General features: G+C 50.8%; 25 protein-coding genes. 8 read left to right on the top strand and 17 right to left on the bottom strand.

The window, feature by feature from the left end; genetic code table 11:
• Window positions 1-337: 337 nt before the first annotated feature.
• Window positions 338-904, bottom strand: coding sequence for a D-glycero-beta-D-manno-heptose 1,7-bisphosphate 7-phosphatase (gene gmhB / locus ACZRKO_RS15250; protein ID WP_463738116.1), 567 nt, complete (start codon window positions 902-904; stop codon window positions 338-340).
• Window positions 905-1,081: 177 nt separating this feature from the next.
• Between gmhB and metN the strand changes: the two genes are divergently transcribed.
• From metN to proS, 6 genes are all read left to right on the top strand, one after another.
• Window positions 1,082-2,113, top strand: a complete 1,032-nt coding sequence (gene metN / locus ACZRKO_RS15255) for a methionine ABC transporter ATP-binding protein MetN (protein WP_463738117.1) — start codon at window positions 1,082-1,084, stop codon at window positions 2,111-2,113.
• Window positions 2,106-2,759, top strand: coding sequence for a methionine ABC transporter permease MetI (locus ACZRKO_RS15260; protein WP_463738118.1), 654 nt, complete (start codon window positions 2,106-2,108; stop codon window positions 2,757-2,759). The genes metN and ACZRKO_RS15260 overlap by 8 nt, the downstream gene beginning before the upstream one ends.
• A 62-nt stretch (window positions 2,760-2,821) precedes the next feature.
• The gene (locus ACZRKO_RS15265) at window positions 2,822-3,637 is read left to right on the top strand and encodes a MetQ/NlpA family lipoprotein (protein ID WP_463738119.1); all 816 of its coding nucleotides are present in this window, start codon (window positions 2,822-2,824) and stop codon (window positions 3,635-3,637) included.
• A gap of 120 nt (window positions 3,638-3,757) precedes the next feature.
• Window positions 3,758-4,165 (top strand): Rcs stress response system protein RcsF, encoded by a 408-nt coding sequence (rcsF, locus tag ACZRKO_RS15270; RefSeq protein WP_463738120.1) that lies wholly within the window; start codon window positions 3,758-3,760, stop codon window positions 4,163-4,165.
• The gene (tsaA, locus tag ACZRKO_RS15275; protein WP_463738121.1) at window positions 4,162-4,869 is read left to right on the top strand and encodes a tRNA (N6-threonylcarbamoyladenosine(37)-N6)-methyltransferase TrmO; all 708 of its coding nucleotides are present in this window, start codon (window positions 4,162-4,164) and stop codon (window positions 4,867-4,869) included. Before rcsF ends, tsaA begins: the two co-directional genes overlap by 4 nt.
• Before the next feature lie 119 nt (window positions 4,870-4,988).
• Entirely contained in the window at window positions 4,989-6,707 is a 1,719-nt protein-coding gene (proS, locus tag ACZRKO_RS15280) for a proline--tRNA ligase (protein ID WP_463738122.1), read from the top strand.
• Between the two features lie 82 nt (window positions 6,708-6,789).
• Here the strand turns inward: proS and nlpE are convergent, their stop codons facing one another.
• The 3 genes from nlpE to ACZRKO_RS15295 form a co-directional block, all read right to left on the bottom strand.
• Window positions 6,790-7,467 (bottom strand): envelope stress response activation lipoprotein NlpE, encoded by a 678-nt coding sequence (gene nlpE, locus ACZRKO_RS15285; RefSeq protein ID WP_463738123.1) that lies wholly within the window; start codon window positions 7,465-7,467, stop codon window positions 6,790-6,792.
• Window positions 7,468-7,534: 67 nt separating this feature from the next.
• Window positions 7,535-7,951, bottom strand: a complete 417-nt coding sequence (gene arfB, locus ACZRKO_RS15290; RefSeq protein WP_463738124.1) for an alternative ribosome rescue aminoacyl-tRNA hydrolase ArfB — start codon at window positions 7,949-7,951, stop codon at window positions 7,535-7,537.
• A gap of 2 nt (window positions 7,952-7,953) precedes the next feature.
• Complete coding sequence (locus tag ACZRKO_RS15295) at window positions 7,954-8,517, bottom strand: YaeQ family protein (protein ID WP_463738125.1); 564 nt, start codon at window positions 8,515-8,517, stop codon at window positions 7,954-7,956.
• Between the two features lie 228 nt (window positions 8,518-8,745).
• Between ACZRKO_RS15295 and ACZRKO_RS15300 the strand changes: the two genes are divergently transcribed.
• Both ACZRKO_RS15300 and rof read left to right on the top strand, forming a co-directional pair.
• A complete protein-coding gene (locus ACZRKO_RS15300; RefSeq protein ID WP_188475300.1) occupies window positions 8,746-8,946 on the top strand; it encodes a YaeP family protein in 201 nt (66 codons plus the stop codon).
• Complete coding sequence (gene rof, locus ACZRKO_RS15305; RefSeq protein ID WP_463738126.1) at window positions 8,933-9,193, top strand: Rho-binding antiterminator; 261 nt, start codon at window positions 8,933-8,935, stop codon at window positions 9,191-9,193. Before ACZRKO_RS15300 ends, rof begins: the two co-directional genes overlap by 14 nt.
• 85 nt (window positions 9,194-9,278) lie before the next feature.
• Here rof and ACZRKO_RS15310 read toward each other — a convergent pair whose 3' ends face one another.
• The 13 genes from ACZRKO_RS15310 to bamA form a co-directional block, all read right to left on the bottom strand.
• Window positions 9,279-9,599 (bottom strand): c-type cytochrome, encoded by a 321-nt coding sequence (locus ACZRKO_RS15310; protein WP_463738127.1) that lies wholly within the window; start codon window positions 9,597-9,599, stop codon window positions 9,279-9,281.
• Between the two features lie 41 nt (window positions 9,600-9,640).
• A complete protein-coding gene (gene tilS / locus ACZRKO_RS15315) occupies window positions 9,641-10,996 on the bottom strand; it encodes a tRNA lysidine(34) synthetase TilS (RefSeq protein WP_463738128.1) in 1,356 nt (451 codons plus the stop codon).
• A 6-nt stretch (window positions 10,997-11,002) separates the two neighbouring features.
• Window positions 11,003-11,395, bottom strand: coding sequence for a VOC family protein (locus ACZRKO_RS15320; protein ID WP_463738129.1), 393 nt, complete (start codon window positions 11,393-11,395; stop codon window positions 11,003-11,005).
• Between the two features lie 82 nt (window positions 11,396-11,477).
• Complete coding sequence (locus ACZRKO_RS15325) at window positions 11,478-13,622, bottom strand: lysine decarboxylase LdcC (RefSeq protein ID WP_463738130.1); 2,145 nt, start codon at window positions 13,620-13,622, stop codon at window positions 11,478-11,480.
• A 72-nt stretch (window positions 13,623-13,694) separates the two neighbouring features.
• A complete protein-coding gene (gene accA, locus ACZRKO_RS15330; protein ID WP_463738131.1) occupies window positions 13,695-14,654 on the bottom strand; it encodes an acetyl-CoA carboxylase carboxyl transferase subunit alpha in 960 nt (319 codons plus the stop codon).
• Between the two features lie 12 nt (window positions 14,655-14,666).
• On the bottom strand, window positions 14,667-18,149 hold the full coding sequence (dnaE, locus tag ACZRKO_RS15335) for a DNA polymerase III subunit alpha (protein WP_463738132.1): 3,483 nt from the start codon (window positions 18,147-18,149) through the stop codon (window positions 14,667-14,669).
• 87 nt (window positions 18,150-18,236) lie between these two features.
• Window positions 18,237-18,833, bottom strand: a complete 597-nt coding sequence (rnhB, locus tag ACZRKO_RS15340) for a ribonuclease HII (protein ID WP_463738133.1) — start codon at window positions 18,831-18,833, stop codon at window positions 18,237-18,239.
• On the bottom strand, window positions 18,830-19,978 hold the full coding sequence (gene lpxB / locus ACZRKO_RS15345; protein WP_463738134.1) for a lipid-A-disaccharide synthase: 1,149 nt from the start codon (window positions 19,976-19,978) through the stop codon (window positions 18,830-18,832). The genes rnhB and lpxB overlap by 4 nt, the downstream gene beginning before the upstream one ends.
• Window positions 19,979-20,027: 49 nt before the next feature.
• Window positions 20,028-20,816: an acyl-ACP--UDP-N-acetylglucosamine O-acyltransferase gene (lpxA, locus tag ACZRKO_RS15350; protein ID WP_463738135.1), complete on the bottom strand. Its 789-nt coding sequence runs from the start codon at window positions 20,814-20,816 to the stop codon at window positions 20,028-20,030.
• A gap of 3 nt (window positions 20,817-20,819) precedes the next feature.
• Window positions 20,820-21,275, bottom strand: a complete 456-nt coding sequence (fabZ, locus tag ACZRKO_RS15355) for a 3-hydroxyacyl-ACP dehydratase FabZ (RefSeq protein ID WP_463738136.1) — start codon at window positions 21,273-21,275, stop codon at window positions 20,820-20,822.
• 147 nt (window positions 21,276-21,422) lie between these two features.
• Window positions 21,423-22,445, bottom strand: a complete 1,023-nt coding sequence (lpxD, locus tag ACZRKO_RS15360) for a UDP-3-O-(3-hydroxymyristoyl)glucosamine N-acyltransferase (RefSeq protein ID WP_463738137.1) — start codon at window positions 22,443-22,445, stop codon at window positions 21,423-21,425.
• Between the two features lie 2 nt (window positions 22,446-22,447).
• Window positions 22,448-22,945, bottom strand: coding sequence for a molecular chaperone Skp (gene skp / locus ACZRKO_RS15365; protein WP_463738138.1), 498 nt, complete (start codon window positions 22,943-22,945; stop codon window positions 22,448-22,450).
• Window positions 22,946-23,096: 151 nt separating this feature from the next.
• Window positions 23,097-25,523: an outer membrane protein assembly factor BamA gene (gene bamA, locus ACZRKO_RS15370; RefSeq protein WP_463738139.1), complete on the bottom strand. Its 2,427-nt coding sequence runs from the start codon at window positions 25,521-25,523 to the stop codon at window positions 23,097-23,099.
• Between the last annotated feature and the right edge of the window lie 21 nt (window positions 25,524-25,544).

Genomic DNA, 25,544 nt, shown 5'->3' on the forward strand with positions numbered 1-25,544 from the left:
TTGGTCACTCTTTAAGACTTGATATTTTTTTGCCACCGAGGTGGCTGATATCGTCTTGTGAGTGCCCACACAGATTGTCTGATAAATTGTTAAAGAGCAGTGAGTTACACGCTTTCGCTTGGCAACTCGAGGTGGCGTATATTACGCTTTCCTCATTCAGTGTCAACCGTTTATTTCATCCGGTTGCCGCTGTTTTAAATCTTTTCCGACCCGGCTACTTCGTGATGTTGTTCACGTTGTTCCCTGTCGATGGAGCGGCATTATAGGGGGCTGGGCCAGAATGGCAAGCGAATAAATACAGTTTTATTTCGTTTGCCTGTTTTTTACTCACAAAGCCTTATTTAGCGGCTTTTTTAATGAAAGAAGGCAGCTCGGCAAGGCTTGCGAGTACGCCATCGGCCAAAGCTTCACCTTCGGCAGTAACAGACTTACCGCTTTTCACCAATATCTTGTGACCCACGCCCGCAGCCCCAGCTGCCTGCATGTCTTCAATTTTATCGCCTACCATATAGGAAGCGGCCATATCGATGTTCAGTTCTTCTTTTGCAGTAAGGAACATACCTGGCATTGGCTTGCGACATTCACATACCTGAGTAAAAGCTTCTACCGTACCTTCAGGATGATGAGGGCAAAAATAGATGCCATCCAGATCCACACCACGATCGGCGAGAGACCAATCCATCCATTCAGTTAAGCGGAGAAATTGTGCTTCCGTAAATTTGCCACGCGCGATACCTGACTGGTTGGTCACCAATACTAAGGCAAAGCCCATTTCCTTTAATTGCAGGCAGGCTTCTATTGCACCTTCAATAAATTGGAAATCGTCGATTTCATGAACATACCCGTGATCAACATTAAGGGTACCGTCTCTATCTAGAAAAATTGCTGGAACAGTCTGTGCCACGTCTTGGCTCCTGATGGCGAGTTAATGTAGGTAGTATCGCATGTTTTAAGGCTGAGAGAGAATGCTATCCCAGTTGACTTAGACGTCTAGACGCCTTAGCATCCACGTCATACATATGGCTTATGCCATAGAGTCACTTTCATTGAGTCACGGTCCCAAAGATAGAATAAGAAGAATATGATTAAACTTTCTAACATCACCAAAGTGTTTCAGCAGGGTTCGCGCTCTATCGTCGCGCTCTCTGACGTGAGTCTTCACGTCCCTGCCGGGCAGATTTATGGCGTGATAGGTTCTTCCGGCGCAGGTAAAAGTACGCTGATCCGTTGTGTCAATTTGCTGGAGCGACCGACCGAAGGACAAGTCATCGTCGACGGCCAGGATTTAATGGCGTTTTCTGCAAAAGAGCTGACACGTGCACGCCGACAGATTGGCATGATTTTCCAACACTTTAACTTGCTCTCTTCCCGCACGGTGTTCGGTAATATCGCTTTGCCTTTGGAACTCGACAATCTCTCATCCGGAGCAATAAAAAAGCGTGTTGCTGAGTTGCTGAAGCTTGTTGGTCTGGAAGATAAGCATGACGCTTACCCAGCCAATCTTTCGGGCGGCCAAAAACAGCGCGTGGCGATCGCACGCGCTTTAGCCAGCAATCCAAAAGTTCTGCTTTGTGATGAAGCCACCAGCGCGCTGGATCCGGCAACAACTCGTTCTATTCTTGAATTACTGAAAGATATTAACCGGCGCCTGGGACTGACAATTTTATTGATCACCCACGAAATGGATGTCGTAAAACGCATTTGTGATCAGGTCGCGGTGATAAGCGACGGTCAATTGATTGAGAAAGATAAAGTCAGCGAAATGTTCTCGCATCCTAAAACGCCACTGGCTCAGCAGTTCATTCAATCCACATTGCATCTTGATATCCCCGATGACTATGCGGATCGGTTAATTGCTGAACCCAAGGCAGGCCGCGTGCCTTTATTGCGCCTGGAGTTCACGGGCCAATCGGTTGATGCACCGTTGTTGTCTGAAGTCGTTCGCCGCTTCAACATTAATAACAATATTATCAGCGCTCAGATGGATTACGCCGGTGGTGTCAAATTCGGCATTATGCTGACAGAGATGCATGGCGAAGAAGCCGCTACGCAGGCAGCCATTCAATTCCTGCATGAAAATCAAGTGAAAGTAGAGGTACTCGGTTATGTCTGAGGCAATGATGTGGTTAATGGGACGGGGCATCTGGGAAACCGTAATAATGACGCTGACCTCTGGTTTTTTCGGCTTTGTACTGGGTTTACCGTTCGGTGTGCTTTTATATGTCACCCGCCCAGACCAGATTGCGGAGAATAAAAAAGTTTACCGCGTAATGTCAGCGGTCGTGAATATTTTCCGCTCTATTCCGTTCATTATTTTGCTGGTATGGATGATTCCGTTCACCCGCCTGATTGTCGGTACCTCGATTGGTTTACAGGCTGCTATTGTTCCCTTAACCGTTGGCGCAGCACCTTTTATTGCCCGCATGGTTGAAAATGCGCTGTTGGAAATTCCAAGTGGTTTAGTCGAGTCGGCACGCGCAATGGGTGCAACACCGATGCAAATTATCCGCAAGGTACTCTTGCCAGAAGCATTACCGGGTTTGGTCAATGCCGCGACGATCACGCTGATCACGCTGGTAGGCTACTCGGCTATGGGCGGCGCAGTTGGCGCGGGCGGTTTAGGTCAGATCGGTTATCAGTACGGTTATATCGGTTATGACGCCACAGTAATGAATACTGTATTAGTCATGTTAGTGGTACTGGTTTACCTGATTCAGTTCTGTGGAGACCGCATCGTTAAAGCGGTAACCCATAAGTAAGGCAATAACGGCTGTACCTTAAACATTGCGATTAATTTATCTCCGCTTATAGAGGAAAGGATATGTCTACTAAATTTAAATCCATCGCGGTTGTCGGCGCGCTTCTGGGAACGCTGGCTCTGGTTGGATGCGGTCCTAAAGAACAAGATCCAAACCATATTAAAGTGGGTGTGATCGTGGGTTCTGAACAGCAGGTTGCTGAAGTGGCACAGAAAGTCGCTAAAGAGAAATATGGTCTGGATGTTGAGCTCGTCACCTTTAACGACTATGTTTTGCCGAACGAAGCACTGAGCAAAGGCGATATCGACCTTAACGCCTTCCAGCACAAGCCTTATCTGGATCAGCAAATCAAAGATCGTGGTTACAAACTGGTTTCTGTAGGCAACACGTTTGTCTACCCAATCGCTGGATACTCAAAGAAAATCAAATCGACTGATGAGCTGAAAGAAGGCGATCAGATTGCACTGCCGAATGACCCGACTAACCTGGGACGTTCTTTACTGCTGCTGCAAAAACAAGGTTTGATCAAATTGAAAGATGGCGTTGGCCTGCTGCCAACCGTTCTTGATGTGACTGAGAACCCTAAAAACCTGAAACTGGTTGAGCTGGAAGCACCACAGCTGCCACGTTCACTGGATGACAACAAGATTGCACTGGCGGTGATCAACACCACTTATGCAAGCCAGATTGGTCTGACCCCAGAGAAAGACGGTATCTTCGTGGAAGACAAAGATTCACCTTATGTGAACCTGCTGGTCGCGCGTGAAGATAACAAAGACGCTGAGAATGTTAAGAAATTCGTTCAGGCCTACCAGTCTGACGAAGTAAATGCAGCAGCGAATAAAATCTTCAACGGCGGTGCAGTGAAAGGCTGGTAAGTCTACTCACTTTATAAAAATAACAAGGCGGGCTTATGCCCGCCTTGTTATTTCATCAATACCTTGCTTCAATAACCCACATTCTTTCCCCCTAACATAGTAAAAAGCAGAGGATATACCATGCGTGCTTTACCTCTCTGTTTGTTAGCTCTCTTGCTAGCTGGATGTTCCGCGACTCAAAAAACGCAGCCACCCACTCCTGAACAGCCAACTCCGGTAGAAATTAAACCTGTAAAACCAAAACCCGTCGCTGTTCGTCCGGCACCGGTCAAGCTGTACAAAGATGCGGAAGCGCTGGTAGGAACACCGTTCCGTGACCTGGGTGAAGTATCAGGTGAATCCTGTCAGGCAGACACACAAGACGCGCCACCAAGTCTGGCAACGGCCCGCAAAAGAATGTTGACGCGCGCGTCTTACATGAAAGCCAATGCCGTATTGTTACACCAGTGTCAGATCCTCAGTGGCGTCCCCGGCTGCCATCAACAGGCCGTTTGTCAGGGCTCAGCGCTGAACGTTACCTTTAAATGACCTCATTTTCCTTCGCTCAAATAGGGACTATTCACTCTCCCTATAAAGAGAAGTTTGCTGTCCCCCGCCAGCCCGGCTTGATTGAAGACGGAGGGGGAGAGCTGCATCTGCACTCTCCTTACAACCAGCCTGAAGCAGTGCGCGGCCTTGAGGAGTTCAGCCATATCTGGGTGATGTTTATTTTTCACCAGACCATGGACGGCGGATGGCGCCCTACTGTGCGCCCTCCCCGCTTGGGCGGAAATATCCGGACTGGCGTATTCGCCACCCGTTCGACCTTCCGGCCAAATCCGCTGGGGATGTCATTGATCGAACTGAAGGGCATTCGTTGTCAGGGCCAGAGCGTTATTCTGGAGTTGGGCAGTCTTGATCTGGTCGATGGCACGCCGGTTGTGGACATCAAACCCTATCTGCCCTTTGCCGAAAGTCATCCTGAAGCCAGAGCAGGCTTTGCGCAATCTGCGCCACCAGCAGATATGGCCGTGGAATTTACTGCACAAGCCGAGCAGCAATTAGCGGCTAATGTGTCAAAGCATCCGAATTTGCGCCGTTTTATTACACAAGTTCTGGGTCAGGATCCCCGTCCCGCCTATCGTAAAGGCGAGGAATTAGAACGGGATTACGCGGTAAATCTGTTGGAATTCAATGTCCGCTGGCGCGTTGTCGGCGAGCAAAATCAGGTCTGGTCCCTCGACAAAAACTAATTTTCCATCCCTTCTCTTTTGACAGCCCTCAGTCGCTGGTAAACTAAGAAACTTTTCACGCTTTGGCTGCCCGATGGCAGCCCGATTGCAATTAGCAGTGCTAACGGAATCAACACAACATGCGTACAACTCAATATCTGCTCTCCACACTGAAAGAGACGCCAGCCGACGCCGAAGTGATCAGCCATCAGTTGATGCTTCGCGCCGGGATGATCCGCAAACTGGCATCAGGCCTGTATACCTGGCTGCCGACCGGTTTGCGCGTTCTGCGTAAAGTCGAAAACATCGTCCGCGAAGAGATGAACAACGCTTGCGCTATCGAAGTCTCCATGCCGGTGGTTCAACCCGCGGACTTATGGCAGGAGAGCGGCCGCTGGGAGCAGTATGGTCCGGAATTACTGCGTTTTGTGGATCGCGGCGAGCGCGCCTTTGTGCTTGGCCCAACGCATGAAGAAGTGATCACCGACCTGATCCGTGGCGAAATCAGCTCCTACAAACAGTTGCCGCTGAATTTCTTCCAGATCCAAACTAAATTCCGCGATGAAGTTCGTCCGCGTTTTGGTGTAATGCGCTCTCGTGAGTTCATCATGAAAGATGCCTATTCATTCCATACGACGCAGGAATCCTTACAGGAAACCTACGACGCCATGTATGCCGCTTACAGCAAGATCTTCAACCGCATGGGTCTGAATTTCCGCGCTGTTGATGCAGATACCGGCTCGATCGGCGGTAGCGCATCGCATGAATTCCAGGTATTAGCCTCAAGCGGTGAAGATGACATCATCTTCTCCACCGAATCTGACTACGCGGCGAACATTGAGAAAGCTGAAGCCGTAGCCCCAGCGACACCACGCGCGGCTGCCACTGAAGAACTGCGTCAGATTGCGACGCCAAATGCCAAGACGATTGCCGAACTGGTTGAACAATTCCAGGTACCGGTCGGCAAAACCGTTAAAACGCTGATGGTTCACGCCACCGAAGAGAGCGGTCACAAACTGATTGCCCTGCTGGTGCGTGGCGATCACGAGCTGAATGAAGTGAAAGCCGAAAAGCTGCCACACGTGGCTTCTCCACTGACCTTCGCGACCGAAGCCGAAATCCGCGCCATCGTTAACGCGGGTCCGGGTTCACTGGGTCCGGTGAATCTGCCGATGCCAATCGTTGCTGACCGTACAGTCGCCGTCATGAGTGATTTCAGTGCCGGTGCCAACATTGATGGTCAACATCATTTCGGCATCAACTGGGAGCGCGATTTGCCGTTGCCACAGGTTGCTGATATTCGTAACGTGGTTGAAGGTGATATCAGCCCGGATGGTCAGGGTACTCTGCTCATCAAACGCGGTATTGAAGTCGGACATATCTTCCAGCTGGGCACCAAGTATTCAGAAGCCATGAATGCCACAGTACAAGGCGAAGATGGACGTAACCAGCTGATGACAATGGGTTGTTACGGCATTGGCGTGAGCCGCGTAGTCGCCGCAGCGATTGAGCAGAATCACGATGATCGCGGTATTATCTGGCCAGACGCGATTGCACCTTTCCAGGTCGCTATCCTGCCGATGAACATGCACAAGTCATTCCGCGTGAAAGACGTCGCCGAAGAGCTTTATCAGACTCTGCGTGACAAAGGCATCGATGTGATCCTCGACGATCGCAAAGAGCGTCCGGGCGTGATGTTTGCGGATATGGAACTGATCGGTGTACCGCATCAGGTCGTGATTGGCGATCGTAACCTGGACGCGCAAGAGCTGGAATACAAAAACCGCCGTACCGGTGAAAAGTTGATGATCAAACAAAGCGATATTATTGAACATCTGCTGAGCCAGATCCCACGCTGATCCTCTGGTTCTGAGGCTGGTCCAATAAAAAACGCCCGTTTAATCACGGGCGTTTTTTTATATCCGGAATGGCATCAGCCCATCATGGACAAGCTTTGCTGGCATCAAATTTCACGTTGCTGTCAGCCACCAGCGACTTTTGGTTTTGTCCTTCGCCCGTTGATGATTCAACGGTAAAGTGACCATCCATTGAAACAAACACCAGCTCCTGTGGCTTTTTACGCGTAGCAAGATAGCCTTGCTCAAGGGTGTTACTCCCTGACAGCGGGAATACTTTTCCCGTCGCACAATCGGTGAAAGAGGCCACATCAGCGCTGTACTGCACCATGCCGGAAAGAGTCATTGGAGTTTTAGGCATATCCTGCACCGCAGGTTTCAGCATATAATTAAATTGCGAAATAATCGGAGAGCCCGTGCTATCAAGCATGGTCAGATTATCGCCTTGCGGGTGGAAATAACGTTTCCCACCTTTGCTGTCCGTGAGGACTAATTTATCCGCCGTGCGGGCCCAGCTACCGTAACTGGCGAACGTCAGGTCACCGTCTTTGGCTCCCAGATAGGTTTCCTTCAGGACATAAGTCCCATCCTGTTGCAGGAAGAGCGACGTTTCTATTCCGCTACAATCAGCACAAGGAACAATGCCGCTAAAACTTTGCTGCATAGCCTGCAGCGGCGCCTCACGATTCATGGCAGACGTATGGCAGCCGAACAGTGACAATGCGCCGAGCGCCAGTACCGCTGCTATAATTACTTTTTTCACAGTCTCTTCCCTCTGCGTTTTGTCTCATTGTGGCAAAGGACATTTTCCGCTGCCACAGTTCAGCTCATTAAGACGGGCGGATCTTGCCGCGCAATGCCTTTGTCGCCCCTTTTCGCACTTTCCCTTCCACGCGGCGGATTTTTGATCCTTTGGTAGGTTTGGTCGCACGCCGTGGTTTTTCCACCACCATCGCCTGAGCAATCAGGCTGCTTAAACGCGCGATAGCCGCTTCACGATTTTGCTCCTGACTGCGGTACTCCTGAGCTTTGATGACCACCAGCCCATCCGCCGTTATCGAATGGTGATTAAACGCCAGCAAACGCTCTTTATAATAATCAGGCAGGCTTGAGGCTTTAATGTCAAAGCGCAAATGAATTGCCGTCGAGGTTTTGTTGACGTTCTGACCACCCGCGCCCTGCGCACGGATAGCGGTTAATTCAATTTCATTGTCAGGAATGTCGAGTTTACCGGAAAGGATTAACACACTTATTGTCCCGCTTCTTTCCCATCAGACTCTTTCCATTCAGAAAATTGGATTTCCAAATTATTCTGAGCATCAGAAAGCCAAATAGTTCCATCCTGCAGCGTAGCCTGCAAAACCATGTTGCGAGAAGCAAAAGCGGTGAGCTGCGCCAACATCTCGTCATCAATGAAACGTACCGTCAGATTTCCGAAACTGTAGGCTTTACTCTGAACCGACGGCCACCAGACTTTTGCCGCCCGCTCACTGTAGACATACAACACCACATGGCGTGACTGGTTACAGGCCTTCTTCAGACGTTTTTCGTCCGGCAGCCCCAGTTCCACCCATAATTCAATGCCGCCGTGATCGTTTTTGCGCCAGATTTCAGGTTCATCTTCTGCACTCAACCCGCGGGTAAAACTCAGGCGCTCATCGGCATGGCAAATCCAGGCCAGTAAACGCAGCATCATGCGCTGTTCGGTTTCTGAAGGGTGTTGCGCCAGCGTCAGGTTGGCATCGTAGTAAAAATTGCGGTCCATATCTGCAATATTGATTGCCGCTTTGTAGATCGTCGCTTTTAACGCCATTGGAAACCTCTTGATAATGGACGCACAGTGTACTTGAAAGCAGGGTATGGCGGCCAGTTTAACGCCGCCGTCGGGCGGATTAACTCCCTCTGCGCCAACGAGAAACCTGTATCAGCTTGCTAATAACTGGACCTTGCCTGTGCTATAGTCGTTTAATACTGAGAGTTTATCTTTCTGGGCTTTCAATACGATAATTACCCCAGCGGGATATGCTTTTAAGGAGAACCTATGCAACAGTACTGTGAGTCTGTACGTCGTAAATATGCGGAGATTGCCAGCGGTGATCTTGGCTATGTGCCCGATGCGCTGGGCTGTGTGTTGAAAGCATTGGACGATGTGGCGGCGAATGCCGAACTTCCGTCTTCTATCCGGGAACAAGCGGCTTATGCTGCTGCTAACTTATTGGTGAGCGATTATGTCGATGAATGATGTGTACCAACCCATCAATTGTGATGACTACGATAATCTTGAGCTCGCCTGCGACAATGATGTGGTTTTAACGTTAACGTTGCGTAGCGGAGAAATCGTTGAAGGAAAAGCCTGCGAGTTGTTAATGCGCAAAAAGGTCGAATATTTAGTCGTCGAGATCAATGACGAAATGCGTGACCTGCGCCTCGACCATATTGAAAGTTATAAACATCCCCAACATGGTATCGTGGTTGTCAGTATCGAGTAGTACCAAACGATCGGCAGTATCCACTTCACGGGCAATCTCAGGATTGCCCGTTTGCATTTGTGAAAGCTGATAGTTTAAGGCCGAATTACTTCAGCGGCGTCAGACTGGCGTAATAAGCGGCCAAATCACTGATATCCTCATCGGACAGTGAAGACGTAAATGCCTGCATCACTCCCGCCTGCCCTGCGCTGCGCTCTCCTTTTTTGTAGGCATACATCGCCAGTTCCAGATATGCCTCGTTTTGACCTGCAAGATTCGGATAGATGGGGTTAGCCGCCTTGCCGCTGGCTCCATGGCAGGCCACACAACTGGCAGCTTTTGACTGCCCCTGAGCGATACTCCCTTCTGCCAGAACCGGCGTACTGATCATGCCTAACAATAAAGCCACACTGATTACAAAACGCATTGCTGCTCCTGAAGCAGGATAACCCGCCTTAAAATCCACCATTAATGCTCTTTTTTATCCACTGAAGGGCACCAGATAACCTGCCATGCCGGTGTACCGGTGTCCGCGACTGCCAGACGGGTGATAAATAACCCCGGCGCGGCCATCAGCTGTTCATTGTAATAAATCAGTGGTATTCGTTCACGCTGCCACGGCGGGACGTTGAGTTCCTGCCACAGTTTTTTACTGTGTCTGGTATGTTGGCGCCCAGCTTTTTCAATCATGCCTTTTGCCTGAAAGCGTACACTGACACGCTCATCATCGCGGGGAAGACGAATATTTCCGGTGCTTCGCGTCGAGGCATCGCTAATCTGAAGATGACCGAGACCGTCGGGAAGTACCAGCGGTGAGCGGGTATCCCAGGGTAAAACGATATCCTGTAACGATACCATCGGCGGCAAGACATAAAGGCGCTGCCGGAAACGTCGCACGCTCAGGTGATTGAGTTGTAACTGAGGCGCGGCATCTTCACGGCTCAGGGCCACCTCATCCCAAATCCGTTGCAGCTGATCGCGGGACGGCATACGCGCTCCCTGCTCCGCCAGCCAGCGGCGCAATAGCGCCTGACGCCGCTGTACGGACATCGACGTCATGGCTGTGATATTCAGGCTGCCATTACCGTCGGTCAGCATCTGCAAGGATTCACTCAGCAGTTCATCCAGGAGCGATTCCTGTTCTGCGCAAAGTGCAGCGCTGCGTGAAACCGCCTGAGGAAAATGCGGCCAGCGCTCATAAAGCGCGGGTAATACATTCAGCCGTAGGAAATTACGGTCAAATCTTGAGTTCTCATTGCTGTCATCTTCGATCCATTGCAGCTCTGAGTCAGTCGCGAACTGTTCCAGTTGCTGGCGGGAAAGTGGCAGAAAAGGCCGCAGCAGCGGATAACCCTTTTGCTGCGAATGCGCCGCCATAGCCGAAAGTCCCGCCGGGCCGCTTCCCCGTTTCAGTGCCAGCAGAAACGTTTCGCACTGGTCATCAAGGTGTTGCGCGGTAAGCAGTGTCTCACCGCAATCCAGATGATCAGCAAAAGCCTGATATCGTGCCGCCCTGGCCGCCGCCTCGATCCCCTCTTGTCTGGCATCGAGAGAGACATACACCACCTGTAACGGTACTTGTAACTGCTGGCAAAAGGCCTGTGCATGAGCCACCCAGTCGTCGGCAAAATCACTTAGGCCATGGTGAACATGAATAGCGCGCAGAGAGAGGTCAGGGCATGGCCCCGCCCGCAGCTGGGCAAGCGCCGCCAACAGCACGGTGGAATCCAGCCCGCCACTGAAGGCGACACAAAACTTTCGCTCATCGCCAATTTGTGAGGCGAGATGGGTGAGCACGCTATTTTCAGAAAGAGCTTTGTTCATGATGCCTCAGCCGATTTCGTAAAGTTCCAATGGCAGGCCATCGGGATCGCTGAAGAAGGTAAAACGTCTGGAGGTGTAAGGGTCAATCCGCACCGGTTCACACGACACCCCAGCGCTGACCAGGCCGCTGATCGCCAGATCGATATCATCGACGCTGAAGGCCAGATGGCGCAAACCACAGGCTTCAGGACGGCTCGTGCGCGCCGGAGGATGGGGGAAACTGAACAACTCAATCGTGTAATGCCCGTTCAGAGCCAAATCGGCCTTCCATGAATCACGCTCTTCACGATAAAACTCGTCCATCAGAGTGAACCCCAGCACATCACAATAGAAGGCTTTGCTGCGGGCATAGTCTGAAACAATAACCGCAATATGATGAACCTGACGTAAGTTAAGCATAAGAAAATCCTGTCAATTCTGATAAAACAGTTGCCCGCAGCCACGCACTGAATTCAACGCTAATCCCCTGCGGGTAAGGCGTTTATTCGGCGGGCAGTTTGAGCACTTTCACTAAGTAGCGCCCATCTTCCGTCAGTTTGGCACCATGGATATCGGTTTCAAAGCCCGGATAGTGTTCGCCAATTGAGCAGAGCATGATCAGAAAATCGAGCACTGCGCGGCTTTCCTGCGTGATCATCTCGCCCGGCATAACGACCGGTACACCTGGCGGATAAGGCAGGATCATATTCGCGGCCACTCTGCCGATAAGATCGTCAATTTCGCACTCTTCGATATGACCGCGCACCTGATGCTGGAACATATCGTAAGGTGTCATGATCATTTCAGGCAGCACATCGAATGCCCGGATCATCAAACTCGGCAGATCGTGTTTCCGGATAAGCTTATGGATCCCCTGCGCCAGATCCTGAATACGCATATGCCGGTAAAAATCTGGATCTTCAGCGTAGAGATCCGGCAGCATGTTCTTCACGCGTAAATTCAGGTCGTAAGCACGCTTGAAATCCGTCAGACCGCGCATCAGGCTCATGGCTTTGGTTTTGTCGATACCGATACTGAATAAGAACAGCAAATTGTAAGGCCCGGTTTTCTCAACCACCACGCCCCGTTCATCCAGGAATTTCGCCACCAGCGCGGCCGGAATGCCCTCGGCTTCGAGTCGCCCTTGTTCGTCCATACCCGGCGTCAGAATCGTCACCTTGATAGGATCCAGATACATATGGTCGGTATCCGCGTTGGCAAAGCCGTGCCAGTTTTGATCCGGATTCAGTGGCCAGCACTCAGCATCGTCGATCTCTTCCGGCTGCCAGATATCGTAGAACCAGCCTTCCGTCTCCTCACGCAGGCGCTGGATCTCTTTACGAAAATGCAGCGCACGTTCAACGGAGCGGTTGATCAGGCGGCGACCAGGGTTTCCACGCAGCATGGCCGCTGCGGTCTCCGCCGATGCCACAATCCCATAGTTTGGCGATGTGGTGGTATGCATCATATAGGCCTCATTAAAGGTGCTCTCGTCATACTCACCTTTAATGTGGATCATCGAGGCCTGTGAAAACGCCGCCAGTAATTTGTGGGTGGACTGTGTTTCATAAATCACTTTCCCCGCCACACGCTCACCACTCATGCCGCTTTTACCTGCATAAATAGGATGAAAATTGGTATACGGCACCCAGGCAGAATCAAAGTGAATGGAGGGCACATCCAGCGTTTGCTTGATGAAATCTGTGTTGTAGAGCAGACCGTCGTAAGTCGAATTGGTGATCACCGCATGCACCGGCCAGGTGGCATTTTGCGTTTGGGAAACTTTCGCCTCGATACTTTCTCGGGTAAATTCGTGTTGCGGAATACCGCCCAAAATGCCGTAAGCGTTACGGTTTGGGCGCAGGTAAATCGGCACAACGTTGGTCATCATCATCAGATGTGCCAAAGATTTGTGGCAGTTGCGGTCAATCAGTACCGTGCTTCCCGCCGGTGCCGCATACATACCCACAATCTTGTTGGCGGTCGAGGTGCCATTGGTGACGATATAACTCTGCTCGGCACCAAAAGTACGCGCGATATACTCTTCTGCCTCAAGATGCGGGCCGGTGTGGTCCAGCAGCGAACCCAGTTCGGTGACCGAAATCGATACATCGGCCTTCAGGGTTTTCGCGCCAAAGAAATCATAGAAAAGCGTACCGACCGGGCTTTTTAAAAAGGCCGTTCCTGCCATATGGCCGGGCGTACAAAAGGTATATTTCCCCTCCTCCACATAGCGAAACAGCGCTTTGGTCAGCGGTGGCATGATGGTGTCGATGTACTCATCGGTGTACTGCCGGATACGTTTGGCGATATCGTCGGCCGCATTCAGGGCATACTCGAAGAAATAGAGCACCATACGCATGTCGTTCACGCTGACATCCAGCGAAGAGTGGGTATTGATGAACCCATATAACGGCAGGTATTCGTTCAGCTCATTGATTTCGGTACACAGCTCTTCACTGTGCTGATCCCAGTCGAAAATCGCACCACAGATACGGGCATTCGTTTCAATGAGTTTGAGTAGATCGGCGTTATCCCGCGGGTAAACGGTTTTAAAGCCAAGGTTCGTCAGTGCCAGATCCAGTTCGCGAATTGGCTCATCTTTATAGTAGGCGGCTTCCGGGCACATGATGGCGATAATATTCATCTGACAAATCCTTCTAATAAAAAAGGCCGTGCAAGCACGGCCTTTCAGAGTTTTTTAATGCCGGAATGAAACTCAGCAATAACCGTAAGTCATCAGACGCTGATAACGACGGTTGCGCAGTTCTTCATTATTCAGCACATCCAGATCGCTGAGATCGGCTTCCAGCTGCGCACGCAGTGAGGCGGCCATGGCAGGAACGTCACGATGCGCGCCACCCAGAGGTTCAGGGATAACCGAGTCAATCAATTTCAGTTCTTTCAGACGAGGGGCAACAATCCCCATCGCTTCCGCAGCCAGCGGCGCTTTATCGGCGCTTTTCCACAGGATAGACGCACAACCTTCCGGTGAAATCACTGAGTAGGTGCTGTATTGCAGCATGTTAACTTTGTCGCCAACGCCAATGGCTAATGCGCCACCAGAGCCGCCTTCACCGATCACGGTGCAGATTACCGGCACGTTCAGACGGGACATTTCACGCAGATTGCGTGCGATAGCCTCAGACTGACCGCGCTCTTCAGCGCCAACGCCCGGATAAGCACCCGGTGTGTCGATGAAGGTAATGATTGGCAGCTTGAAACGCTCAGCCATTTCCATCAAACGCAGCGCTTTACGATAGCCTTCAGGCGCAGGCATACCGAAGTTACGGCGGATTTTTTCTTTGGTTTCACGGCCTTTCTGATGACCAATGATCATCACAGCACGCTCGCCTAAACGCGCGATACCACCAACAATTGCTTTGTCATCCGCATAAGCGCGATCACCGGCCAGCTCATCAAAATCGGTAAAGATATGTTTGATGTAATCCAGGGTGTAAGGGCGACGCGGATGGCGTGCCAGTTGGGCAATCTGCCAGGCACCCAGATCAGAGAAAATCTTACGAGTCAGTTCAACGCTTTTCTCACGCAGGCGCTCAACTTCCTCGTCCAGATTAATATCCAATTTTTCGTCTTGACGGCTGACTGCAGTCAGCGAGTCAATTTTCGCTTCCAGCTCCGCAATCGGCTGTTCAAAATCAAGAAAATTCAGACTCATAGCATTCCTATTTTAGTCAAATTCCAGTTCCACCTGCTCGGTACCTACAAGTGTCCGCAGATCCAGCAACAGTTTATCGGTTGGCGTGACACGCCATGACGCACCGAATCGTAGCCGGGCACGCGCATTTTCTCTTTGGTAGTACAGATGTACTGGTATCGTCCCCGATCGATGTGGTTCCAACGATTGGCGGAGACGGTTCAAAAGCTGGTCATCAATTTGCCTGTCAGTCAGCGAGATAGCAAGACCGCGAGCATATTTTTCACGAGCTTCACTGATGTCCATAACATCCCGGGCCATCATTTTAAGGCCGCCGCTGAAGTCATCAAAGCTGACCTGTCCTGTCGCGATAAGGATACGGTCTTTTTCCAATAAATGCTGGAATTTTTCCAAAGCCTCGGTGAACAGCATCACTTCAAGTCGCCCTGAACGATCGTCCAGTGTACAGATACCAATGCGGTTCCCCCGCTTAGTTACCATCACTCTTGCCGCAATAACCAATCCCACAGCAATAGTCATTTTTCCCCGATCGGTCGGGTGCATATCTTTCAAACGCTGGCCGCCACCGTAGCGTTCAATTTCTTTCAGATACTGGGTGATCGGATGCCCTGTCAGATAGAGCCCGAGGGTTTCTCGTTCACCGTCCAGCACCGTTTGCTCTGGCCAGCGCGTGACGTTGGCGTAAGATTTTTCGACCTGCTCCGGCGCTTCGGCCAGCACGCCGAACATATCGACCTGACCAATCGCTTCTGCTTTTGCATGCTGATCGGCGGCTTTCAGCGCATCCGGCAACGAACTCATCAGGGCCGCACGGTGTGGCCCCAAACGGTCAAATGCGCCGGACATGATCAGTTTTTCGAGGATACGTTTATTCAGCTTTTTGACATCAGCGCGCGCGCATAAATCAAATAGCTCTTTGAAATAGCCACCTTCGTTACGCGCTTCGATGATCGCTTCGATCGGACCTTCGCCTACCCCTTTAATCGCGCCAATGCCGTAGACGATTTCACCTTCATCATTGACGTGGAAATGGTACAAGCCGCTGTTGATGTCTGGCGGCAGGATTTTTAAGCCCATACGCCAACATTCATCAACCAAACCCACCACTTTTTCGGTGTTATCCATATCAGCGGTCATAACAGCTGCCATAAATTCTGCCGGGTAGTGCGCTTTCAACCACAGTGTCTGATACGAAACCAAGGCGTAAGCCGCCGAGTGCGATTTGTTAAAACCGTAACCCGCAAATTTCTCTACCAGATCGAAGATCTTAACCGCCAGTTCGCCGTCGATACCCCGTGATTTCGCACCGTCTTCAAAGCCGCCACGCTGCTTGGCCATTTCGACCGGGTTTTTCTTACCCATAGCACGACGTAACATGTCCGCACCGCCCAGCGAGTATCCGGCCAGCACCTGAGCAATCTGCATAACCTGTTCCTGATACAAGATGATGCCATACGTCGGCTCAAGTACCGGTTTCAGGGATTCATGCTGCCACTGAATATCAGGGTAGGAAAGCTCTTCACGGCCATGCTTACGGTCGATGAAGTTATCTACCATGCCAGACTGTAAGGGGCCGGGGCGGAACAGCGCCACCAGGGCGATCATATCTTCGAAGCAGTCAGGCTTCAGACGTTTGATCAAATCCTTCATACCGCGGGATTCAAGCTGGAATACCGCAGTCGTTTCAGACCGCTGCAACATGTCGAAGCTTTTCTTGTCTTCGAGCGGGATAGCGGCGATATCAATCGGTTCGAGACCAGTTTTAGCACGCCGGGCGTTAATCATGCCCAGCGCCCAGTCGATGATGGTCAGCGTGCGCAGACCGAGGAAGTCAAACTTCACCAGTCCAGCATATTCCACGTCATTTTTGTCGAACTGAGTCACCGGGTGGTTGCCTTCAGCGTCGCAGTAAAGCGGCGCGAAGTCGGTGATTTTGGTCGGCGCGATCACCACCCCACCGGCATGTTTACCGGCGTTACGGGTGACACCCTCGAGCTTACGGGCCATATCGATCAGCGCGCGCACTTCTTCATCTGCTTCGTAGATTTCAGGCAACTGAGGTTCGGCTGCGAAGGCTTTTTCCAGCGTCATGCCCGGATCGGGTGGCACCAGTTTTGAAATACGATCGACGAAGCCGTAAGGGTGCCCCAGTACACGGCCAACGTCGCGGATAACCGCTTTTGCCGCCATCGTACCGAAAGTAATGATCTGCGAAACCGCTTCACGCCCATACATTTCGGCGACGTGATCAATCACCAGATCGCGTTTTTCCATGCAGAAGTCGACGTCAAAGTCGGGCATGGAGACACGTTCCGGATTGAGGAAACGTTCGAAAAGCAGGTCAAACTCCAGCGGATCGAGATCGGTGATTTTCAGCGCGTAAGCCACCAGAGAACCGGCACCGGAACCACGCCCCGGCCCGACCGGTACGTCATTATCTTTGGACCACTGAATGAACTCCATCACGATCAGGAAGTAGCCTGGGAAGCCCATCTGGTTGATAACGCCCAGTTCTAACTGAAGACGGTCATCGTATTCAGGTCGTTTTTCCAAACGCTGTTCCGGATCCGGGAACAAAAATTCCAGACGCTCTTCCAGCCCTTCCTGCGATTTGGCCACCAGGAAATCTTCCGTGCTCATATCCCCGGTAGGGAACTGCGGCAGGAAATATTCGCCAAGGCGGATAGTCACGTTACAACGCTTGGCGATCTCTACGCTGTTGAGCAGCGCTTCCGGGATGTCTTCGAACAGTTCGCACATCTCGTCTTCATTGCGCATGTACTGCTGAGGCGTGTAGTTTCGCGGGCGTTTGGGATCGTCGAGGGTGAAACCATCATGGATGGCGACACGAATTTCGTGGGCATCGAAATCGCCCTGCACCAGAAAACGCACGTCATTGGTGGCAACCACCGGCAGGTCGCGCTCGGCAGCCAGAGCCACTGCGGCGTGAAGGTAGTTCTCTTCTTCAGGACGCCCCGTACGGATCAGTTCAAGATAATAGCGGTCAGCGAAATATTGCTGATAGAACTCCAGACACTGTTCAACCTGAGGCTGATTACCGCGCATGAGGAATTTACCGACATCCCCCATTTTAGCCCCTGAAAGCAGGATCAGGCCTTCGTTAAGCTCAGCCAACCAGTCACGGTCAATGATCGGCCCTGCGGCACCATAGCCTCGCTGGTAAGCCCTGGATATGAGCAACGTCAGATTCTGATAGCCCTGATTATTCATCGCCAGCACAGTCAGTTGCGCCAGTTCATCGCCGAGGATCTCACTTTGTACGTTGAAATCCGCACCGATGATTGGCTTGATCCCCGCGCCGTGGGCTGAACCGTAGAACTTCACCAGCCCGCAAAGGTTTGTAAAGTCGGTGATCCCCAGGGCTGGCATACCGAGTGATGCCGCGCATTTCACCAACGGACCGACCTTGGCTAATCCATCCACCATGGAGTAGTCACTGTGTACACGAAGATGAATAAAACGAGGTTCGGCCATATCCAGAGTCCAGAAATGAGTAATGAATGAATGAATGAACGAATGTCGGAATGACAAACTACTGTGGCTGGTGCTAATAGGCGCCAGCTAAGCCAGATTCAGTGCGCGTCTGACTGGGGCGAAACTGCGCCGATGATGCGATGTGGCACCCAGTCTCGCCAGACTTTCGAGATGAACAGGTGTCGGATAGCCTTTATGCTGAGCAAAACCGTATGCTGGGAACTGAAGATCCAGCTCAACCATCTCACGATCGCGTGTCACTTTAGCTAAAATGGAGGCAGCACTGATTTCAGCGACTTTACTGTCGCCCTTGACCACAGCCTGAGAGGCCATCGGCAGTTTCGGGCAACGGTTGCCATCAATTAATACCATATCAGGCGTGATACCAAGACCGGCCACCGCCCTTTGCATCGCCAGCATCGTGGCATGCAAAATATTCAGTTCATCGATTTCATGAGGCTCTGCGCGCCCTAAACTCCAGGCCAGTGCTTTTTCTTTAATTTCGATATACAACGCTTCACGGCGCTTTTCACTGAGCTTTTTGGAATCAGCCAGACCGGCGATAGGACGTATAGGATCGAGGATCACCGCGGCGGTCACGACAGCGCCTACCAGAGGTCCACGACCGACCTCATCCACACCCGCGATGCATAGCGCCTGCGGATATACAAAAATATCGCTCATCGTTTTGCCAGTTCCATCACGGCCTGAGCGGCTTGCTCGTCAGCATCGCAACGAATGCTTTCATGCAACGCCAGGAAGGTGTTTTGCAACTCCCGACTTTTTTCGCCGCCGGCTAACAAAGGCAACAATGCGGCGGATAATTTTTCCGGCACGCATTCGGTTTGCAGCAGTTCGGTGACAATTTCGCGCCCGGCGAGCAAATTCGGTAAGGAAACATACGGCGTTTTCACCAGACGTTCCGCAATCCAGTAGGTAAAGGGTTTCATACGATACCCCACCACCATCGGGCATTTTGCCAGCATGCACTCCAGTGCGGCGGTACCAGAGGCCAGCAACGCGGCATCACTGGCTATCATCGCATTACGCGCCTGCCCGTCGAGGAGATGCGCCGGTAAATCAGGGGCAATGTCGGCCTTAATTCGCTCGAACTGCTCGCGCCGCTTGGCGTTCACCAGCGGAACCACGATATGCAGATCCGGATAGGTCTGACGCAGTTGTAACGCTGTTTTGAGGAAATCTGCGCTGAGCATTTCCACTTCCGCATGACGGCTGCCCGGCAATAAAGCCAGACAATGTACATTAGCAGGAATGCCTAGTGCGGTTCGCGCTACCTGTTTGTCGGGCTGCAATGGCATGGAGTCAGCCATCGTATGGCCGATAAAACGACAGGGTACGTTAAATTTATCGTAAAACGCTTTTTCAAAAGGCAGAAATGCCAGCACCATATCGGTGGCTTTTCCAATTTTGAAAACACGCTTTTGTCGCCATGCCCAGACTGAAGGGCTGACGTAATGGATGGTGCGGATCCCACGCTGTTTGAGACGGCCTTCAAGGGTGATATTGAAGTCCGGCGCATCAATGCCGACAAAGACATCGGGCTTTAAAGCAGTGAATCGCTGGGTAAGGTCTTTGCGGATTTTCAACAGGCGTGGCAAACGTTCCAGAACTTCTACCACGCCCATGACAGCCAATTCTTCCATTTCGTACCAGGCTTCACATCCCTCAGCCTGCATCAGCGGGCCGGCGACGCCGACGAAGCGGGCGTCAGGATGGTGCTTCTTCAGTGCGCGGATTAGACCTGCACCAAGAATATCCCCAGATGTTTCACCAGCCACCAGGCCGATTGTCAGAAAAGGCTTTTGCATTTTTTACCGCTTATTCGCCGAATGGAAAATTTACCGAATGACCCGTCTGTCAGCGGATGATGCCGCGTGTAGAACGGGCAAAGAAATCACTGAAAGGTTTCACTGCAGGGAACTCTGCGGCAATTTCGGCGATTTCCGGTAAGGCTTCTTCCAACGTTTTCCCGCTACGGTACAAAATTTTGTAAGCGTTACGGATAGCATGCAGTGAAGGCTTGTCGAAACCGCGACGTTTTAACCCTTCGATATTAATACCGAATGGCGTAGCGTGGTTACCCTGAGCAATAACGAACGGTGGAACGTCCTGAGCAACACCAGAACAGCCACCGACCATCACGTGAGCACCAATAATACAGAACTGATGTACTGCGGTCATACCGCCGATGATAGCGTGATCGTCAATCTCAACATGACCGCCCAACGTCGCGTTATTGGCCAGAATACAACGATTTCCAATGACACAATCGTGGGCAATATGTGCGTTAACCATTAAGAGGTTATCGTTGCCTACCTTGGTCAAGCCACCGCCCTGAACGGTACCACGATGAATGGTCACGCTCTCACGAATATTGTTGCGATCGCCGACTTCAACGCGTGTTGGTTCACCTGCATATTTCAGATCCTGGTTAATTTCACCAATGGAAACGAACTGGAAAATGCGGTTGTCGCGACCAATTTTGGTCACGCCATTGAGAACAACGTGTGATTTAAGCTCAGTCCCTTCACCGATTTCCACCTGGGAACCGACATAACAAAAAGGCCCGATATGAACACCGGCACCGATAATGGCACCGTCTTCAACAATAGCGCTTGGATGAATAAAGGCGGTTTTGTCTATCACGTATTAAGCCTCCCGGCGACGGGCGCACATCATGGTTGCCTCGCAAGCAATCTCACCATCTACTTTTGCGACACCTTTGAAACGAGCAACACCGCGACGCTCTTTAATAAATTCAACTTCAAGAATCATCTGGTCACCCGGCAATACCGGACGTTTAAAACGCGCGTCATCAATTGCTGCAAAATAGTACAGCTCACCGGGTTCTAATTTACCTACGCTTTTGAACGCTAAGATACCGGTGGCCTGCGCCATCGCTTCAAGAATCAACACGCCTGGGAAAATAGGTTTACCCGGGAAATGGCCCTGGAAGAACGGTTCGTTAAAAGAAACGTTTTTCACTGCGCGTAAAAACTTCCCTTTTTCGAAATCCAACACGCGGTCAACCAGTAAGAACGGATAACGGTGTGGCAGCAGATCCAATATCTCTTCAATACGCAGAGTATGAGTGTCAGTTGTCAAAATACTCTTCCTGTCTAAAAACTGATGGCATCAATAACACGGCCTGCTTGATCCTCAAAGAGGATCATTAGGCAGGCCGCAAATAGAAACATGTGCCGCCGGATTTGGCACTCATAGCCAGGCTCCAGCAACACAGTAGTCGGTAACTTAGTCTTCTTCGATTTTACGCTCGACAGCTTTCAAGCGCTTATTCATCTCATCGATATTCATTACCAACGCAGCGGTTTTACGCCACACTTTATTCGGCTGTAAAGGAATACCGGAGGAGTATACCCCAGGTTCAGTGATTGGTCGCATCACCATTCCCATTCCTGTCACCACGGCCTTATCACAAATTTCCATGTGGCCGTTGATAACACTGGCTCCGCCTATCTGGCAGTAACGTCCAATTTTCAGACTACCGGCCATAATAACGCCGCCTGCAACCGCAGTATTGTCTCCAATCACGACGTTATGCGCAATCTGACATTGGTTATCGATGATGACACCGTTACCAATAATGGTGTCGTCAAGCGCACCACGGTCAATTGTCGTACAGGCGCCAATTTCAACGCGGTCACCAATTAAGACCGTGCCCAGCTGAGGGATTTTAATCCAGTTACCACGATCGTTGGCATAACCAAAGCCATCGGCTCCAATCACGGTGCCAGACTGAACGAGGCAAGCTTCGCCTATTTCAACGTTATGATAGATAGACACATTCGCCCAGATACGGGTTCCTGCACCTAATTTTGCATTCTTGCCGATGAAGCAGCCAGCGCCGATAACGACGTTATCGCCGAGAACTACGCCAGACTCGATCACGGCGTTAGCACCTACCGAGACATTCTTCCCTAACGTTGCGCTGTCAGAAATGGTCGCACTCGCGGCGATGTCCTGAGCAGGGGCTGGCGTGGTGTCGAGCAACTGCGCCATACGTGCGTATGTCAGGTAAGGGTTTTTAACCACTAATGCCGCTGTTTGGCAAAATGGCAGATCCGCTTCCGTCAACACTACAGCCGCTGCGGCGCAGGTAGCTAACTGTTCACGGTAACGGCTGTTTGATAAAAACGTGATTTGCTCAGAGTGTGCGGAATGCATTGAAGCAATGCCGGTGATGGCGAGATCGCCATCACCGTGCAATTGTGCATCCAACTGCTGTGCGAGATCAGCCAGTCGAATTGAAGACATGTTTATTTAACCTGTTTCAGCACATCAGCAGTGATGTCTTTGTCACTGTTAGCATAAGCCACAGCGTTAGCATCGATTACAACATCGTAACCTTGTTTGCTGGCAACAGCTTTAACAGCATCCTGAATACGGCTCAGGATTTTATTACGTTCTTCAGCCTGGCGACGACGGTTATCTTGTTCAAAAGCCTGAGCTTTTGTAGAGAAATCTTCGCGTTGAGCCATCACTTCTTTTTCGAGTTTGCTGCGATCGCTGGCTTTCATGGTTGAGCCATCACGTTGCAGTTTCTGCATTTTAGTTTGCAGATCACGCTCTTGAGATTGCAGCTGAGTTGCACGACCTTTGAACTCATTTTCCAACTGTTTTGCTACAGCATCACGTGCTGGCATTTGTTGGAAAATGCTTTGTACGTTAACAACAGCAATTTTGTCAGCAGCTTGTACGCTTGCTGAAGAAGCCATAACTAAACCGAGGCCGGCGGCATATAACCACTTTTTCACTATAAACTCCTTCCATCACCCGTTTGTGCCATCTGGCACGATAATTACACAATAAGAATGAGTTACATAACAACTCACGGGCTATTCACCCGTGAGTTGAGGAAGAACTCAAACCTTTGCGACTTCTGCGTAAAGGCTTAAATCAAACGCATTACCACGTTTTACCGATGTTAAATTGGAACTGTTCCGCTTTATCACCGTCGTATTTCTTAATCGGTTGTGCGTAAGAGAAGACCAGTGGTCCCAGTGGAGACATCCACTGCAGCGCAAGACCTGAAGAAACACGGAAGTTGTCTGGTTTACTGTAATCAGGCACGCCAGCTGCTTCGGTTTCTGCTGTGTTCTTCCAAGAGGTATCCCATACGGTACCGCCATCAACAAACACGGAAGTACGTACAGAGTTGGCATATTTCTCGCTGATGAACGGAGTAGGAACGATCAGTTCAGCACTCAAAATAGCCATGGCGTTACCGCCCACAGCATCGTCCGAATTATTAACCGGACAGTTGCTATAAGAGGTCGCCCCTGCGGCACAGTTATAATATGCAGCTTTAGGACCGATAGTATTCGACTGGAAACCACGGACACTGCTTGAACCACCGGCATAGAAGTTGTCGTAGAACGGCACTTCTTTACCGCCTAAGCCATCCGCGTAACCTGCACGCGCACGCCCCATCAGTACCCAATTACGGCTCTCACTCAATGGCATATAGCTGGTTGAGTCGAACGTTATCTTGTAATACTCGTTATCAGAACCCGGAACCGTCACTTTACCGTTCAGGCTGGCTTTAGTCCCCGACGTTGGGAAGTAACCACGGTCGAGATTGTTATAGCCCCAACCCAGGTTAGCGAAGAAGTCATTCGCACTAAAGTCAGCGTCAGAAGTCGTATCTGTGCCCACAGTAACAGGAGGATTAATCCCGACTGAGTTCAAGTATCTGAACATACTGACCTGAGGTTCCATATTGGACAGGTCGTTATGCACGTAATCCAGACCCAGACGCAACGAGTTTGTCTCGTTGATCGGGAAGCCCAGTGTTCCACCTACACCATAGCTCTTGTTGGTATAGTCTGACAGATCGGCGTTATCCGCTTTAAAGTCATTGTAGAACACGCGACCGCCCAGACTCACACCATCAACGGTGAAGTACGGGTCTGTGATCGTGAATTCAGCATAGGTCTGATAATCGTTTTTAGTACCGCTGATACCTACCGAGTTACCCGTACCCAACCAGTTGTCCTGCTGGACACCCGCCTGGAAACTGATGCCACTCTCAGTACCGTAGCCCACACCAAAGTTGAAAGTACCAGTGTTACGTTCTTTCACTTTGTAGACCACGTCTACCTGATCTGGCGTTCCAGGAACACGTTGTGTATCAACGTCAACGGTATCGAAATAGCCCAGACGGTTAAGACGTTCTTTGCCTTTGTCGACCAGATCATTGCCTAACCAGGCACCTTCCATCTGACGCATTTCGCGACGCAGAACGCTGTCTTTACTGGTGTCGTTACCTTCAAAACGTACATGACGAACATAGTACCGGTTACCGGCATCTACGCTGACATGCAGCTTAACGGTTTTATCGGCATCATTAATTTCAGGCTGAGTTTGAACGCGCGGATAAGCGTAACCGTAACGACCCAGCATTTGCTTGATGTCGTTTTCCATCTTGGTCACTTTCGCGCCGTTATAAAGCTCACCTTTATCAATTTTAGTCAGGCTTTCAACTTCTGCTGAGTGCCCGGCCATGCTGCCATTCACTTCAACACCGGAAAGCTTGTACTGATCGCCTTCGGTAATGTTGAGGGTGATATAAATGCCTTTCTTATCCGGCGTCAGGCTGACCTGAGTCGAATCAATGTTGAAACGTGCATAACCGCGATCCAGATAGAAGCTGCGCAGGGTTTCAAGATCACCCGCCAGTTTCTGTTTCTGATATTTACGATCGCCAACCACGTTCCACCAAGGCACTTCATCACGTAACTGGAAGCGTGAAATTAATTCGTCGGTACTGAAGGCGTGGTTACCCACGATGTTGATCTGCTGAATTTTAGCCGAGACACCTTCGGTGAATACTAGCTTCAGGTCGACGCGGTTACGCGGTAAAGGCGTGACAACGGCTTTCACCGAGGCGCTGTATTTACCGACGCTGTAATAGAAATCTTCAAGACCTTTTTCAATGCTGGTGAGTGTGGTCCGGTCCAGCGCTTCGCCAACCCGGACGCCAGAGGCTTCCAGGTTTTCTTTTAGCATGTCATCTTTTACCGACTTATTGCCGGAGAAAGTGATGCTGGCGATTGTAGGGCGCTCTTTGACCTGAACAATCAGGGTATTACCATCACGCAGAACGCGAACGTCCTCAAAGTTGCCAGTGGCAAACAATGCACGAATGGTATTACTGATGTCGTCGTCAGTGATGGTATCACCTACGCGAACCGGCATATTGAGTAACGCCGCACCGACGGCAACTCGCTGCAGGCCTTCGAAATGAATATCTTTCACTACGAAACCGTCTGCACCGTATACGGTGGCGCTGCCAAACAGCAGCGACGCTATGAGCAACTTTTTGATCGCCATCGTTGTTATGCGTTCTTCCTA

The sequence above is a fragment of the Ewingella sp. C233 genome, assembly GCF_055407225.1.

What these genes read in the sequence shown, in the direction of transcription:
- metN (WP_463738117.1), top strand. Translation starts at nt 1,082, where the DNA reads ATGATTAAACTTTCTAACATCACCAAAGTGTTTCAGCAGGGTTCGCGC.
- rcsF (WP_463738120.1), top strand. Translation starts at nt 3,758, where the DNA reads ATGCGTGCTTTACCTCTCTGTTTGTTAGCTCTCTTGCTAGCTGGATGT.
- dnaE (WP_463738132.1), bottom strand. Translation starts at nt 18,149, where the DNA reads ATGGCCGAACCTCGTTTTATTCATCTTCGTGTACACAGTGACTACTCC.
- ACZRKO_RS15265 (WP_463738119.1), top strand. Translation starts at nt 2,822, where the DNA reads ATGTCTACTAAATTTAAATCCATCGCGGTTGTCGGCGCGCTTCTGGGA.
- ACZRKO_RS15300 (WP_188475300.1), top strand. Translation starts at nt 8,746, where the DNA reads ATGCAACAGTACTGTGAGTCTGTACGTCGTAAATATGCGGAGATTGCC.
- ACZRKO_RS15320 (WP_463738129.1), bottom strand. Translation starts at nt 11,395, where the DNA reads ATGCTTAACTTACGTCAGGTTCATCATATTGCGGTTATTGTTTCAGAC.
- tilS (WP_463738128.1), bottom strand. Translation starts at nt 10,996, where the DNA reads ATGAACAAAGCTCTTTCTGAAAATAGCGTGCTCACCCATCTCGCCTCA.
- bamA (WP_463738139.1), bottom strand. Translation starts at nt 25,523, where the DNA reads ATGGCGATCAAAAAGTTGCTCATAGCGTCGCTGCTGTTTGGCAGCGCC.
- lpxD (WP_463738137.1), bottom strand. Translation starts at nt 22,445, where the DNA reads ATGTCTTCAATTCGACTGGCTGATCTCGCACAGCAGTTGGATGCACAA.
- proS (WP_463738122.1), top strand. Translation starts at nt 4,989, where the DNA reads ATGCGTACAACTCAATATCTGCTCTCCACACTGAAAGAGACGCCAGCC.
- ACZRKO_RS15260 (WP_463738118.1), top strand. Translation starts at nt 2,106, where the DNA reads ATGTCTGAGGCAATGATGTGGTTAATGGGACGGGGCATCTGGGAAACC.
- rnhB (WP_463738133.1), bottom strand. Translation starts at nt 18,833, where the DNA reads ATGAGCGATATTTTTGTATATCCGCAGGCGCTATGCATCGCGGGTGTG.
- ACZRKO_RS15325 (WP_463738130.1), bottom strand. Translation starts at nt 13,622, where the DNA reads ATGAATATTATCGCCATCATGTGCCCGGAAGCCGCCTACTATAAAGAT.
- tsaA (WP_463738121.1), top strand. Translation starts at nt 4,162, where the DNA reads ATGACCTCATTTTCCTTCGCTCAAATAGGGACTATTCACTCTCCCTAT.
- rof (WP_463738126.1), top strand. Translation starts at nt 8,933, where the DNA reads ATGTCGATGAATGATGTGTACCAACCCATCAATTGTGATGACTACGAT.
- ACZRKO_RS15310 (WP_463738127.1), bottom strand. Translation starts at nt 9,599, where the DNA reads ATGCGTTTTGTAATCAGTGTGGCTTTATTGTTAGGCATGATCAGTACG.
- lpxB (WP_463738134.1), bottom strand. Translation starts at nt 19,978, where the DNA reads ATGCAAAAGCCTTTTCTGACAATCGGCCTGGTGGCTGGTGAAACATCT.
- ACZRKO_RS15295 (WP_463738125.1), bottom strand. Translation starts at nt 8,517, where the DNA reads ATGGCGTTAAAAGCGACGATCTACAAAGCGGCAATCAATATTGCAGAT.
- accA (WP_463738131.1), bottom strand. Translation starts at nt 14,654, where the DNA reads ATGAGTCTGAATTTTCTTGATTTTGAACAGCCGATTGCGGAGCTGGAA.